The sequence below is a fragment of the Variovorax sp. 10L421 genome (assembly GCF_056395365.1).
Window position 1 is genome coordinate 456,747 of the sequence record NZ_JBFTJJ010000002.1, and the last position, 13,777, is coordinate 470,523.

15 protein-coding genes are annotated in these 13,777 nt (G+C 65.3%); 6 read left to right on the top strand and 9 right to left on the bottom strand.

Features of this window, described 5'->3' with window-relative positions:
- Nucleotides 1-27: 27 nt before the first annotated feature.
- Nucleotides 28-399 (top strand): glycine cleavage system protein GcvH, encoded by a 372-nt coding sequence (gcvH, locus tag AC1DFC_RS06125; protein ID WP_007834443.1) that lies wholly within the window; start codon nt 28-30, stop codon nt 397-399.
- Nucleotides 400-453: 54 nt separating this feature from the next.
- Nucleotides 454-3,363 carry an aminomethyl-transferring glycine dehydrogenase gene (gene gcvP / locus AC1DFC_RS06130; RefSeq protein WP_478178822.1) on the top strand — a complete coding sequence of 970 codons (2,910 nt, stop codon included), beginning with the start codon at nt 454-456 and terminating at the stop codon, nt 3,361-3,363.
- Between the two features lie 18 nt (nt 3,364-3,381).
- Here gcvP and AC1DFC_RS06135 read toward each other — a convergent pair whose 3' ends face one another.
- From AC1DFC_RS06135 to AC1DFC_RS06155, 5 genes are all read right to left on the bottom strand, one after another.
- Entirely contained in the window at nt 3,382-3,663 is a 282-nt protein-coding gene (locus tag AC1DFC_RS06135) for a hypothetical protein (protein ID WP_007834440.1), read from the bottom strand.
- Nucleotides 3,664-3,758: 95 nt separating this feature from the next.
- A complete protein-coding gene (locus AC1DFC_RS06140; protein WP_413315138.1) occupies nt 3,759-4,679 on the bottom strand; it encodes a DUF3014 domain-containing protein in 921 nt (306 codons plus the stop codon).
- Between the two features lie 129 nt (nt 4,680-4,808).
- Entirely contained in the window at nt 4,809-5,486 is a 678-nt protein-coding gene (locus AC1DFC_RS06145) for an alpha/beta hydrolase (RefSeq protein WP_478178823.1), read from the bottom strand.
- Nucleotides 5,487-5,496: 10 nt separating this feature from the next.
- Complete coding sequence (locus AC1DFC_RS06150) at nt 5,497-6,549, bottom strand: NAD(P)H-dependent flavin oxidoreductase (protein WP_007834432.1); 1,053 nt, start codon at nt 6,547-6,549, stop codon at nt 5,497-5,499.
- Nucleotides 6,550-6,637: 88 nt separating this feature from the next.
- Nucleotides 6,638-7,939, bottom strand: a complete 1,302-nt coding sequence (locus tag AC1DFC_RS06155; protein WP_413315140.1) for a UDP-N-acetylglucosamine 1-carboxyvinyltransferase — start codon at nt 7,937-7,939, stop codon at nt 6,638-6,640.
- A 258-nt stretch (nt 7,940-8,197) separates the two neighbouring features.
- On the opposite strand from AC1DFC_RS06155, the gene AC1DFC_RS06160 reads away from it, so the two are divergent.
- The 3 genes from AC1DFC_RS06160 (at nt 8,198) to AC1DFC_RS06170 (ending at nt 9,859) form a co-directional block, all read left to right on the top strand.
- Nucleotides 8,198-8,611 (top strand): GFA family protein, encoded by a 414-nt coding sequence (locus tag AC1DFC_RS06160; RefSeq protein ID WP_478178824.1) that lies wholly within the window; start codon nt 8,198-8,200, stop codon nt 8,609-8,611.
- A 95-nt stretch (nt 8,612-8,706) separates the two neighbouring features.
- Nucleotides 8,707-9,192, top strand: a complete 486-nt coding sequence (locus AC1DFC_RS06165; protein ID WP_007834427.1) for a GFA family protein — start codon at nt 8,707-8,709, stop codon at nt 9,190-9,192.
- A gap of 88 nt (nt 9,193-9,280) precedes the next feature.
- Nucleotides 9,281-9,859 carry a dihydrofolate reductase family protein gene (locus AC1DFC_RS06170; RefSeq protein ID WP_478178825.1) on the top strand — a complete coding sequence of 193 codons (579 nt, stop codon included), beginning with the start codon at nt 9,281-9,283 and terminating at the stop codon, nt 9,857-9,859.
- Nucleotides 9,860-9,924: 65 nt separating this feature from the next.
- Here AC1DFC_RS06170 and AC1DFC_RS06175 read toward each other — a convergent pair whose 3' ends face one another.
- The 3 genes from AC1DFC_RS06175 to AC1DFC_RS06185 all read right to left on the bottom strand — a co-directional run bounded on the left by AC1DFC_RS06175 (nt 9,925) and on the right by AC1DFC_RS06185 (nt 11,951).
- The gene (locus AC1DFC_RS06175; protein WP_413333098.1) at nt 9,925-10,431 is read right to left on the bottom strand and encodes an O-acetyl-ADP-ribose deacetylase; all 507 of its coding nucleotides are present in this window, start codon (nt 10,429-10,431) and stop codon (nt 9,925-9,927) included.
- A 402-nt stretch (nt 10,432-10,833) separates the two neighbouring features.
- Nucleotides 10,834-11,442, bottom strand: a complete 609-nt coding sequence (locus AC1DFC_RS06180) for a hypothetical protein (RefSeq protein ID WP_007828126.1) — start codon at nt 11,440-11,442, stop codon at nt 10,834-10,836.
- A gap of 164 nt (nt 11,443-11,606) precedes the next feature.
- The gene (locus AC1DFC_RS06185; protein WP_413333101.1) at nt 11,607-11,951 is read right to left on the bottom strand and encodes a hypothetical protein; all 345 of its coding nucleotides are present in this window, start codon (nt 11,949-11,951) and stop codon (nt 11,607-11,609) included.
- A 300-nt stretch (nt 11,952-12,251) separates the two neighbouring features.
- Here AC1DFC_RS06185 and AC1DFC_RS06190 point away from each other — a divergent pair, with 300 nt between their 5' ends.
- Nucleotides 12,252-12,815 carry a hypothetical protein gene (locus AC1DFC_RS06190; RefSeq protein ID WP_007830049.1) on the top strand — a complete coding sequence of 188 codons (564 nt, stop codon included), beginning with the start codon at nt 12,252-12,254 and terminating at the stop codon, nt 12,813-12,815.
- A 252-nt stretch (nt 12,816-13,067) separates the two neighbouring features.
- Here AC1DFC_RS06190 and AC1DFC_RS06195 read toward each other — a convergent pair whose 3' ends face one another.
- Entirely contained in the window at nt 13,068-13,577 is a 510-nt protein-coding gene (locus AC1DFC_RS06195) for a DUF1993 domain-containing protein (RefSeq protein ID WP_007830048.1), read from the bottom strand.
- Nucleotides 13,578-13,777 lie beyond the last annotated feature (200 nt).

Consider the following 13,777-nt stretch of genomic DNA (forward strand, 5'->3'; position numbering starts at 1 on the left):
TCATTTTTTCCACGAGGAGTTTTTTACATGAGCATCAAGTACACCAAGGACCATGAATGGGTCTCGGCCGAAGGCGGCGCGGCCACCGTCGGCATCACCGTGCACGCGCAGGACGCGCTGGGCGATGTGGTGTTCGTCGACCTGCCCGAAGTCGGCAAGACCTTTGCCCAGGGTGAAGTCGCCGGCGTCGTCGAATCGGTCAAGGCCGCGGCCGACGTGTTCATGCCCGTGTCGGGCGAGATCACCGAAGTGAACGAAGCGCTGCGCGCCGACCCCTCGCTCGCCAACAGCGACCCGCTGGCCGGCGGCTGGTTCTTCAAGGTCAAGCTGAGTGAGCCGGCGCAGCTCGACGCGCTGCTCGATGCGGCCTCGTACGACAAGTTCGCCGCCGAGTCTTGATGCGCTGCTGAACACGGACCACCGCTCCCGCCCCTCCCGCCCTACCTCTCCGCCATGTCAAGCCACGCCCTCCCCTCCCTGCAACAACTAGAGAACGCCGAAGAATTCCTCGCCCGCCACATCGGCATCGATGCGGCGGACGAGGCGCGCATGCTGCCCGTGATCGGCTCGGAGACGCGGGCTGAGCTCATCGACGGCATCGTGCCCGCGGCCATTCGCCGCGCGAAGCCGATGCGGCTGCCCGCACCGGCGACCGAAGCCGATGCGCTGGCCGAGTTGAAGGTGATGGCGTCGAAGAACAAGGTGTTCCGCAATTTCATCGGCCAGGGCTACTACGGCACGCACACGCCGGGCGTCATCTTGCGCAACGTGCTCGAGAACCCCGCCTGGTACACCGCCTACACGCCCTACCAGGCCGAGATTTCGCAGGGCCGCATGGAAGCCCTGCTCAACTTCCAGACGATGGTGTGCGACCTCACGGGYATGGCCATCGCCAACGCATCGATGCTCGACGAAGCCACGGCCGCGGCCGAAGCCATGACGCTCGCCAAGCGCAGCGTCAAGAGCAAGAGCAACGTGTTCCTGGTGTCGGGCGACTGCCATCCGCAGACCATCGAAGTCATCAGGACGCGCGCTGCGCCGCTGGGCATCGAGGTGAAGGTGAGCACCGTGTCGGAAACGCTGCCGCACCTGATGGTGAGCGGCGAATTCTTCGGCGTGCTTGCGCAATACCCCGCCACCACCGGCCACGTGCACGACCTGCGCCCGCTCGCGGGCCACGCGCACCAGTGCGACGCCGCCCTCATCGTCGCGGCCGACCTGCTGGCGCTGACGCTGCTGGTCGCACCCGGCGAGTTCGATGCCGACATCGTCTGCGGCACCACGCAGCGCTTCGGCATGCCGCTGTGCAACGGCGGCCCGCACGCCGCCTACCTGGCCTGCCGCGATTCGTTCAAGCGTTCGCTGCCGGGCCGCCTGGTGGGTGTGAGCGTCGACACGCACGGCCAGCCCGCCTACCGACTCGCGCTGCAGACGCGCGAGCAGCACATCCGCCGCGAGAAGGCCACCTCCAACATCTGCACCGCACAGGTGCTGCCGGCCGTGGTCGCCAGCATGTACGCCGTGTACCACGGGCCCGACGGGCTCACGCGCATCGCGCAGCGCGTGGCGGCGCTCACCGCCATCCTCGCCCGGGGCCTGTCGCAGATGGGCCGCGAGCCGGTCAACACCACGGCCTTCGACTCGCTGACGATCCGCACCGGCGACGATACGGCCGCGATCATCGAGCGCGCGCAGGCGGGCGGCGTCAACCTGCGCCAGCGCCTGCAGCAGCACCTGGGCATCTCGCTCGACGAGACCACCACGCGCGCCGACATCGAGACGCTGTGGGCGCTGTTCGTGCCCGCCGGCACCCCGATGCCGCGCTTCGACGACCTGGCCGCCAACACCGCGCCGCTCATTCCCGAAGACCTGCGCCGCACCAGCGCCTTTCTCACGCACCCGGTGTTCAACACCCACAAGAGCGAGACCGCGATGCTGCGCTACATCCGCAGCCTGTCGGACAAGGACCTCGCGCTCGACCGCAGCATGATCCCGCTGGGCAGCTGCACCATGAAGCTCAACGCGACCAGCGAGATGATCCCCATCACCTGGCCCGAGTTCGCCAACATCCACCCCTTCGCACCGGCCGAGCAGCAGCAGGGCTATGCGCAGCTCGACGCGCAGCTGCGCGCATGGCTGTGCGAGGCCACCGGCTATGCCGGCATCAGCCTGCAGCCCAACGCCGGCTCGCAGGGCGAGTACGCGGGCCTGCTGGCCATCAAGTCCTTCCATGAGGCCAAGGGCCAGGGCCACCGCAACATCTGCCTGATTCCGTCGTCGGCGCACGGCACCAACCCGGCCAGCGCGCAGATGGTGGGCCTGCAGGTGGTGGTGACGGCCTGCGACGCGCAGGGCAACGTCGACATGGACGACCTCAAGCGCGCCTGCGAGAAGCACAGCACCCACCTCGCCGCAGTGATGATCACCTACCCGAGCACGCACGGCGTGTTCGAGACGCGCGTGAAGGAACTGTGCGAGCTCGTGCACGAGCACGGCGGGCGCGTGTACGTCGACGGCGCCAACATGAACGCATTGGTCGGCGTGGCCGCGCCGGGCGAGTTCGGCGGCGACGTGAGCCACCTGAACCTGCACAAGACCTTCTGCATTCCACACGGCGGCGGCGGCCCGGGCGTGGGCCCGGTCTGCGTGGTCGAAGACCTCGTGCCGTACCTGCCGGGCCATGCGACGGCCGGCGTCGCATCGAACGGCGTCGGTGCGGTTTCCGCAGCGCCGCTCGGCAATGCGGCCGTGCTGCCGATCAGCTGGATGTACTGCCGCATGATGGGCGCCAAGGGCCTGCAGGCCGCGACCGAAACGGCCATCCTCAGCGCCAACTACATCAGCGCGCGCCTGAAGGACCATTACCCGACGCTGTACGCAAGCCCGAACGGCCACGTCGCGCACGAGTGCATCCTTGACCTGCGCCCGCTCAAGGACACCAGCGGCGTCACCGCCGAGGACGTGGCCAAGCGCCTGATCGACTACGGCTTCCACGCGCCCACGCTGAGCTTCCCGGTGCCGGGTACGCTGATGGTCGAGCCGACCGAGAGCGAGCCTCTGGCCGAGCTCGACCGCTTCGTCGACGCGATGATCGCCATCCGCGGCGAGATCCGCCGCGTGGAGGAAGGCGTCTGGCCGAAGGACGACAACCCGCTCAAGCACGCGCCGCACACGGCCGCGAGCCTGCTCGGCACCGAGTGGCCGCACCCCTACTCGCGCGAACTCGGCGCGTTCCCGCTGGCCGAACTCAAGCAGGCCAAGTACTGGCCGCCGATCGGCCGCGTCGACAACGTGTACGGCGACCGCAACCTGTTCTGCAGTTGCGTGCCGGTGGGCGAATACCAGGAAACCGAAGAGGCCTGAGAAGGCCCGCAGGCGGGTTCAGCCGCGCCGCGCCGCGGCGCCCTTCTTCGGTGGGGATTCGCGGCGATAGATGGCCCACTTCACAGTCAGGATGTCCGCGGCGATCTTGGCCGCGTTGACGCCCGCATAGGCCTCGGACGGGTTGAACTGGAATGCCTCCTGGTATCGCTTGACCTGCGCGTAGTCCTGGTCGAAGGTCATCGGGCCCATGAGTTCGGCAGGATCGGCGCCCGCGGGAAGCGCGAGGAATTTCTCCGGATCGGTGGCACTCTGGTAGAGGTCGACGCTCATCGGGTTCATACGTTTGTCCTCGAGATCTTGGTCTTGGGAACAAATCATCTGCGGCATCTGCGCGGCATGCAATCAGTCCGCGCCTACACGGCGCACCGTGCGCGTCAGGGCTGTTTCTTCTTCGCCAAGCCGGCCGTGGCGATCTGCTCGCGGAAGCCGCGCAGGCTGGCCTTCAGCCTGCGTTCGTTTTCGAGCCCCACCCGCACCATGATCTTCTGGCCGGAAGAAAGCGACTCCAACTGCGGATCGGCGTATTCGTAGCGCACCCAGGGCCGCTGCGAAGGAACATTGCCCTTCACCTCGACCAGCCGCACCTGCACCGGTCCGGCGGGCTCCGGCGCCTGCAGCAGGTGGTCGATCACGGCAATGAGCCGGTCGTTGAAGTAGCGCCCCGGATAGCCGAGTTCTTCATAGGCTTGCTGGAACAGCGGGTAGAGGCGGGCATACGTCTTGGCCGCCTTCGCAGGATCGACCGATTCGGCAAACAGCACGATGGCGTTGTAGCGCGCGGCGTTGTTGGGCGCGATGACCTGTTTCTCGCCCTGCCCTGCGGTGGTGAAGCGCTGCCTGGCCGGCTGCACCGGCCACGCACTCGCTGGCGCCTGCTCGCGCGCGAGGTTGTCGACCGTTGCCACGAAGCGGCGCACGACACCGTCGAACTTCAGGAAGTCGGCCACGTTCTTGCTGCCGAGCAGGTCGACGAGCGCCTTCATCACGCGCGTATCGGAATCGGTGACGGTAGGCAGCCCCGTGTCGGGCACGGCAATCGCGTCGATGGGGTTGCGCGGCTCCAGGGACTCGGGCGCGGGCACGGGCGCCGGCGCGGGCGCGAGCCCGTCGTTCGGCGCCGCGGCCACCGGCGGGGCCTCGGGTAGTTGTTGCTGCTGCTGATACCAGCGCCAGCCGACGAAGGCCGTCCCGAGCACCACCAGCATGAAGGCGACGATGGCGCCTATGGGCATTTCGCGGCGTGGCCGGAATTCGGGGGAATCGTCCCCGGAGCCGGGGGTATCTCGGTCGGACATGGCGGCACTTTCCTTCTGCTAAGGCTGTGTGTGATGCGGAGAGACCGGTCATGTTGCACCAATCGGGCGCTCCATGGCACCACGGCCGCGTAACGCCCTGTGTCGCCCCGTGCCGCGCAAGCTGCGCAATCAGGCCGCGTCGGTGGGCCCGCTCAGCGATTGCAGCCAGGCAATCGCCCCCTGCAGCTCGGCCGGGCGGATCTCGTGCGCGCCCGGAAAGTCCGAGCCCGACAGCGCCAGCGGCAAGCCGCGCGCCAGCTCGCGCGTGGCCTGCGCGGCGCTCGGCGGAATCACGTTGTCGGCGCTGCCATGGCTCACCCACAGCGCCTTGCCCTCGAAGGCCTCCGGCGGCGCGATGTGCGGCACCACCTGCGAGAGCAGCCGGCTGTGCCACACCATCGCGGCACGCACGCTCTGCGGCTTGGTAAGCAGCTGCGACAGCGACATGATGCCGCCCTGGCTGAAGCCGCCAACCACCACCCGCTCGGCCGGCACGCCGAGCTGCTGCGAAGCCGAGGCGATCATCTCGCCGACGAGGAAGCGGCTTTCGCGCTCCTGCTCTTCGTTGATCTGCCGCTCGCCGTTCGGCAGCACCTGGAACTCGAACCACGCGTAGGCACCGGGCGACAGCACATACGGCGCGCGCAGGCTCAGCACGTGGAACTGCGGCGGCATCAGCCGCGCGAGGCCGAACAGGTCCTGCTCGTTGCTGCCCACGCCGTGCATCAGCACCAGCAGCCAGGGTTCGCGGGCCTCGGGCCGGGCCGCGTGTTCGAGGAATTTGAGGGGCAAGTGAAGTTGAGGCATCGATGGATCTTCAGACGGTTGCGTGAAAGCCTTGCGCGAGCGCGCGGGTAACTTCGGCCGCCGGCACCTCGCGGCAGCCGGTTGCGTTCTGCCCCGACCACAGCGGAGAGAAATCGCCGCTGCCCTGCGCCTCGGCCTTGGCCCGCAGCGGCGCAATGCCCGAGGTGGCCAGCGGAAACTCCGGCGCGGCCTCGCCGATGGGCCCCAGGTCGCGCATCACACGGTTCACGATGCCGCGGGCCGGTCGGCCGGTAAAGAGATTGGTCAGCGCCGTGTGCCGCGCGGCCCGGCCCTTGAGCGCCTCGCGGTGCAGCGCGCTGGTCGTCGCCTCGGGCGTCAGCATGTAGGCCGTGCCCACCTGCACGCCTGCAGCGCCCAGCGCCATGGCCGCGGCCACGCCGCCCGCATCCGCGATGCCGCCGGCCGCGATCACCGGCACCTTCACTGCATGCACTACCTGCGGCACCAGCGCAAAAGTGCCGAGCTGCCTCGTCAGGTCGTGCGAGAGGAAATGGCCGCGATGCCCGCCGGCCTCCAGTCCTTGGGCGATGACGGCATCGGCGCCGCGCGCTTCGAGCCACAGCGCCTCTTCCACCGTGGTGGCCGAGGCCAGCACCTTCGCGCCCCAGCCGTGCACCCGCGCCAGCAGCGCCTCGGACGGCAGTCCGAAATGAAAGCTCACCACCGGCGGTGCGAATTCGGCCAGCAGCTCTGCCACCTCGGCGCTGAAGGGGTTGCGGCCCGGCCCGGTCGGAATCCCGGCCGCATCGATGCCGAACTCGGCGTAGTAAGGCGCCAGCGCGGCGCGCCACGCCGCCTCGCGCTCGGCGCTCGGCACGGGCGGCGTATGGCAGAAGAAGTTGACGTTGAAGGGCTTGTCGGTGCCCGCGCGGATCGCGGCGAGCTCGCTGCGCATGGCCTCGGGGCTCAGCATGGCGCAAGGCAGCGAACCGAGGCCGCCTGCGTTGCTCACCGCGATGGCCATCGCGCTGCCCTGAATGCCGGCCATCGGGGCCTGGATCAACGGGAGTTCGGTGCCGAGAATCTGCTGCAGCGTGGTCATGAAGGCGCTCCTTTTGTGTCGGATACCGCCAATTCTCCCGCCAAGGCGGAGTTGCCTCCCGCAACAGGGCCATCGCCCGTGGATCAGCTCACTCCTCGCTCGTCCACTCCACCTGCACGCCAAGGCTGCGCAGGTTCTCGACGAAGCGCGGATGGGCGCGGCGAATGGGCGTGGCGTTGCGGATCTCGGAACGCCCTTCGATGCTCGCCGCCACCATGAACAAGGCGATCGCCACGCGGATGATGTACGGGCTTTCGACCACGGCCGGCGTCAGCGGATTGCCGCCGAAGGTGATGAGCCGGTGCGGGTCCGAAGAGAACACGTGCGCGCCGAACTTCGACAACTCGCCCGTCCAGCCCAGCGCCCCGTCGTACACCTTGTTCCAGAACATCGCATTGCCCTGCGCGCGCACGCCCAGCGCGATGAAGATCGGCAGCAGGTCGACTGGAAAGTAAGGCCACGGCGCCGCCTCCACCTTGGTCAGCACGTTGCTCGTGAAAGGCGTCTGCACCTTCAGCGGGCCGCTGCGGATGGCGCGCGACCAGCCGTCTTCATGCACGATCTGCACGCCGAACTTCGCGAACGTGCGGTCGAGCAGCGGAAAGTTTTCGGGTGCGCTGTTGCGCACGACCACGTCGCCGCCGGTGATGGCGCCCAGCGCCAGGAAGGTCGTGATCTCGTGGAAGTCTTCGTCGAAGCGGAACTCACCGCCCTTGAGCGTGCCGCCGCCGTGCACAGTGAGCCGCGAGGTACCCATGCCTTCGATGCGCACGCCGATCATCGCCATGAAGCGGCAGAACTCCTGCACGTGCGGCTCCGACGCCGCATTGGTCAACGTCGAAGTACCGCCCGCTGCGGCTGCGCACAGCACGAAATTCTCGGTGGTCGTGACGGAGGCGTAGTCCAGCCAGTGGTCCGTGGGCGTGAGGCGGCCCGCGCTGCGCACCAGCAGCGAGCCTTCGGTGCGCTCCACCTCGCCGCCGAAGCGCTGGAACACCTCCACGTGCGGATCGATCTCGCGCACACCGAGCGTGCAGCCCTTCACGTTGTCCTCGAGCCGCGCCACGCCGAAGCGCGCCAAAAGCGGCGGCACCAGCATGATCGACGAGCGCATCTCCTCCGGCAGCCGGTGGCGCGATGCGTCGAAGGCAGTCTCGCGATGGTGCAGCTCGAGCGTGCCGGTCTCGTGGTCCATGCGCACGTCGCTGCCCAGGGTGCGGAAGATGTCGAGGATCTTGCGCACGTCGGTGATGTCGGGCACGCCGTGCAGGCGCAGCGGCTCCCAGGTGAGCAAGGTGGCACAGAGCACCGGCAGCACGGCGTTCTTGTTGGCGGAGGGGGTGACGCGGCCACGCAGCGGCGTTCCGCCGTGCACGATGAGGTTGGACATGGGGGGCGAGCGGAAAAGCGGGAGGCGGTGGAAAAAAGGGCCGCGGACGATCCGAAACCGGAGACGGGAACTTTACCGTCTGGCAGCAGACTGGATGGCGCCGAAGTTGTAAGCACTTCAAATGGCGGCCCTGGCATCCAGCCGGCTCGGCGAAGCGACTCGCGACGAACTTGTTACTCCCCGCGACACGCGTGCCCCCGCTAGATTGGCTGCACCCGGCCAGAGCCGCCGGAAAGCACACCCCGAAGGAACCAGGAAATGACCCACGCCTACACCGGCGGCTGCGCATGCGGCGCAGTCCGCTACGAGATTTCAGCCGAGCCCATCTTCCAGAACGACTGCCAGTGCCGCGACTGCCAACGCAAGAGCGGCACCGGCCATGGCTCGTACCTCACCTTCCCGCGTGGCGGCGTGAAGCACAGCGGCCAGGCCGCGCTGTGGGACATGGTCGGCGACAGCGGCAACGTCAAGACCCGGGCGTTCTGCCCGCACTGCGGCTCGCCCGTGTACATGACCTTTGCGGCGATGCCCGACATCTTCACGGTGCACGCCGCGAGCCTCGACGACCCTGGCCGGTACAAGCCACAGGCGGTCACGTATGCCGTGCGCGGACATCGATGGGATTTTCTGGACCCGGCATTGCCCAAGTTCGACAGGATGCCGACGCTGTGAAAGGAAGGCGAGGCCCTGCCCCGCCAGCGTCAAGTTCGGGAGACAGGCAAGCGGATTGCTCGCCCATACTCGCGGCATTCACAAAGGAGATCAACGTGACCACTCAGCGCGTTGGAGGATGCCTCTGCGGGTCAGTGCGTTTTGTCGCCCAGGGCGAGCCCATTCGCACGCTGCAATGCCACTGCAGGTTCTGCCAGCGCATGACGGGCTCGACCTCGTATGCGGAGTCGATGTATGCGGTGGACGCGGTTCGGTTCTCGGGCGAGCCGATGGCGCAGTATTCGCACAGATCGGAAGGCAGCTCGAAGCAGGTGCATGTTCATTTCTGCCCCAAGTGCGGCACCACCCTCTCGCTCACCTTCGAGCGCTGGCCCGAGTACCGCGCGATTTCTCGCGGAGCTTTCGACGACCCGAACTCCGTTTCGATCAGTTCGCACATCTGGACCAGCTCGGCGCAGACGGGCGTGGTGCTTCCTGCGGGAACAGACTGCTTCCAGCTCGCCCGCGCGGACCTGGCCGGCTCGCCTCAGACTCCCGAGCGCTTCGATGAGCCACAGATGGCGCGCGCGAGCAACGCCTGACTCCTAGGCCGGCGGAGTTGCGCGAAGACCGAGAGCGGTTCAGCATCCTCATCCCCTCCAAGCCCAACAACCAAACACGGAGACCCGAATGAGAAAGCTCAAGATCATGGAACACTTGTCGCTGGACGGCGTGATCCAGTCCTCCGGCGAAGACGGCTTCCCGTATGCCGACTGGACGGCGCCCTACCGGACTCCCGCCGGCCGGGACGAGGTGCTCGCCGCGCACGGCGGGCGCTTCGACCTGCTGCTGGGCCGGCGCACCTACGACATGTGGTCGGACTACTGGCCGAAGGTGCCGGCCAGTCCGATGGCTGATGGCTTGAATGCGGCCACCAAGTTCGTCGTCACCCATCGCCCGGAAAGCCTCGCGTGGGGGCCGTTCGAGGGCGTCGGGCCGGACCCGGTCGAGGGGGTGCGGCGCATCAAGTCGCAGGCTGGCCCGGACCTGGTTCTGTGGGGCAGTTCCACGCTGACATCGACGCTGCTGGAGCACGGACTTGCGGACGAAGTCATGCTGATCCTCTATCCGGTGCTGGTGGGCACGGGCAAGCGCTTCTTCGCCGAGGGGACCCCGGGGTGTTCCTTCGAGCTCGCCAGCACGAAGACGACGCCGTCCGGCCTTGTCCTCAATACCTACAGGTTCGCCGCGCCGTTGAGGCCGGCTTAGGCCGTTGGACAGCGCGGCGGCGGGCCTCAGTGTCTGCCATGGTGAGAAGGAGGCCTACACCCACCTTATCCAAGAACAGACCTGTAAATTGCCAAGTCTTCGTCTGAAAAACAGCAGAACGTGACCTCTGCAATGACCGAAGTTTCTTCCAACGCAGCGCGGACCGCATCAACGGCCACCTGCGCAGCCCGTTCGATCGGGTAGCCATAGATGCCCGTACTGATGCTCGGAAACGCCACCGTTCGCGCCCCGTATTCGTTTGCGAGCATCAGCGATTTTCGGTAGCAGGACGCCAGCAGGTCCGCCTCGCCGTTTACCCCTCCCCTCCAGACCGGACCGACCGTATGAATGATGAAGCGGGCCGGTAGCCGATAGCCTTTTGTGATCTTTGCATCACCTGTTTTGCATCCCCCCAGCAAGCGGCACTCATGTACCAGCTCAGGACCTGCGGCGCGGTGGATTGCTCCATCGACACCGCCCCCGCCAAGCAATGACGAATTGGCTGCATTGACGACGGCATCGACCGACAGCCCAGTGATGTCGGCTCGAATAGCATGAAGTCTTGTTTTCATGAGATGTGCTTGAAGGCCCGACCGTCCGCTACTGTGGCTGAATTCTGCCGGAGCGGTCGCCCGATCGGGCTGACGTTAGCCCTCTGGATGAAACAGTTCCGGCAAAAGTCGGTGCGCGTATTCAGCCTTAAAGCCCAGGCATCCCTGAAGTAGGCGGTGTTTCGCTCAAGGTCCGGCACAGCCAGCACGAACGAAAACGGGCGCAGTTGGTTTGCTTGTGACATCGGACCTCCCTTGGCGTGGCAGTTTATGGCTCCTGGCCGACTGTAGCTGGTCGCGCTACCGTCGCGAAAGGGCCCATTGTGGACATCAAGCCTCCCCGGAAGCAGTCGTTCGACCTGAAGGTCAGAACCGTGTCGTTCCAACGCCATCCCTCTTGTTGAGGCGCAGACGGGCACTCCCCTACAGCTTGCGAGTGTCAAGCAGCCAAGATCTTGCGGCTCGTTCTGCTTCGTCTTGTGGTCCCCAGAATGTGAAGCCCTTTCCTTCGAAGTCCCGAATCAAGAAGGCTACTGCGCCATCAAATGGAATAGCAGGTCGTTCAAGATGCGCAGTCATCTCCTCGGAAGTAATGTCGGCCGCCGGGTGGCCGGTTCCATGTGCGAACTTGGAGATAGAAGCATCACTCACAACCACCAGCTTCTCGGTTCCCAGCAAGATGAAGAATCTCGGTGATGCAGATGCGCTGTGCGGAATAAGCATCCCGCCGGAATACACCGCGATGAGTCGCTTTCCATCAAATCTCTTGCGCTCTAAATAGAAAATTCGAAAGTTGTCCGACTGCTCACTCAAGAAGAATGTACCCGCTTCATTCTGGCCGACGGGTACGTATCGGCCTGCTTTTATCGCGAGCGCATATTGAACCTTCGCGAGGCCCGCGACACCCTCGTGCACGAAGTCTTCTGCCGGCGCGCGCGCTGCCACGCCTGACACAGGCTTTAGATTCACTGTTTGAACTGCGCAACCCGCGAGAGCGAGCACGATGGAGACGAGCACTGTTTTGAAGAGCATGAAGTCTGTGTGGTAGTTGATACGCCGGGAGGTTGCACATGAGTTGCAGAAGTGAATACCTCTGCCGAGTTTCGGCTGCGCTTCACCATGTCTTGTACGTCATTGGCTTTGACTAGATTCCGGTCAGAGCCGAAGAGCCGGTTCTGGCCGGGTGCCGCTGTCGGTTAGTTGTCGGACCAAGCCCAACCTTTGCGGGCCATACAGCCCATCAAGATGTCCTGTTTCAGTTGTTCGCCATCGGCTCTGAGACTGTTGCTGGCACTGATGCACTGTTGATACAGATATGGCGCCATGGTCTCTGGGCACCCGTGCTGCTCAGGGACTGCCTGCTTCTTGACTGCCGCAGCGTCGGCTTGGCATTGCGCAAAATCACCCCTGGCGATCGCGTTCCACTGTGCTTTGGGAAGATTCCGGGCTTCCAATTCCTCGTTACTCCATTCTGCGTGCGCTGCACCAAGGGCGATGCAGGCGAGCACAAGAGCGACAAGCTTTTGAACTGCTATTCGCATTGTTGGGTCCTGGCTCCGAAGGTCCGGTCGTGGCCGATAGTACCTATTCGAGCGAGCCTTTCGAAGGCTGGCAGTCGCTGCATGGCCGTCCTTCGTGTGCGCCCGCTTCAGACTGTTGCGAGACAGGCCTGCACGCCTGACTATCTCGCGAATGCACAACCAATCATTTCATTTGCATCTTTTACTCAGAGCAAATCAGCCGGCGCATCATGTCTTGTGCATGTCGTATCGATGCACTTTGGGTCTCGGCTCGACCCACCCGGCCGCTCCGGTATCCAACTACTTCAATTGGAGACCCAAATGAAAAAATTCATTCCCAGCGCCATCGCCAGCCTCCTGATCGCCGGGGCAATCTTGCCGGCCGCCGCCAAGGAGAAAGTCGTCGACCGGAGCATCACGGAAGCGGAAGTCCTGGGGGCCCAGCAGGCCTGGTGCAAGGCGCTGGTCGACATCAGTGCTGCGAATTCCAGCGCAGGGCAGCCGGCCGCCAGGGCGCTGGCCGAGAAGGTCATCGACAGCGCCTACGCCTACCAGCTGGGCGCAGTGCTGTTCAAGCCGACGCTCACGACATCGCCGCAGACCTTCCGCACCGCTCGCGACGGCGCGCTGGCGTACTTCGTGGGCGGCAACCCTGCCTTTCCCAACGACACCGGCTTCGCCCTGAAGGGCTGGACCAAATGCGACATTGCCAACAGTGCCGTGCTCATCCACGGCGACGTGGCCAGCACGCTGGGTAACGTGCTGTTCACTGACCCGGACGGCAAGGTCACCACGGTCGACAAGACCTGGACTTTCGTGAAGGACGGTGCCGGCAAGCTGCGCATCGTCGTGCATCACTCGTCGCTGCCGTACGCTGGCCGTTGAACACCGCGTTCGAGTGCCGGCAGGCCCAGGCTCTAGGGCGGCGCCTTCAAGGACCGTCATTGGCGGCTCAAAGGCGCGAATCGGTGGCAGCACGCCGTCGTAGCGCGCGACCTGCACCGCAGTGCGTTGCCCCGCGCAACCCTGCGCCAGCGATGAGGTGCCGATGTCGCGCGTCAACACATTGGGGTTGCCGTGCACGCTTGCACTTCGAGCGGCAGTGGTCAGAGTGGCTGAACGCCTGTCTGTCTTGGATCAGTAGGCACCCATGTAGTCGCGCTTGCCGATCTCAACACCGTTGTGACGCAAGATGGCATAGGTGGTGGTCACGTGGAAGAAAAACTGCGGCAGTCCATAGTGCAGAAGATATGCGCCTGCAGTCAGCTTCTTTTCCTTGGGGGTGCCGGGGCGCAATACGATCTCGCGGCTCTCGCTTGAATCAAATTGCTCAGGCTTGAAGGAGCCGATATGGGCCAAAGCTTTGGCGATCAACGCTTGCAGGTCGGCGAAGCTGACCTCGGTGTCGGGCCAGGACGGCACCTCGGCACCAGCCAGGCGGGAGGCAATGCCCTTGGAGAAGTCTGCGGCGATCTGTACCTGACGTACCAGCGGAAACATGTCAGGGAACAGCCGCGCCTGCAGCAGCGCATTCGGATCGATATTTTTCTGCGTCGCCTGGTCTTCGGCCTTCTTGAGCACGTCGGACAGGGCGCGCAGCATCTGCTGCATGACGGGAACGGAGGCGTTGTACAGCGGGCTGGTCATGGTTAGTTCACTTCTAAAATTTTGGGCACGATGGCCGGAGTTGGCGTGGCAGAGGCCCTGCCGACCATGCAAGGCTAACAGCACAGGGCGAACTGAATCGCCCCGGCTTTTGTGGCCAGCTTTTCTCCCTGCTGGTAGTCGGAGCAGCCGCGTTGAAGGGCAGTTCATTAGCAAGAAGCGGACGTCAATTGCAGACGCAC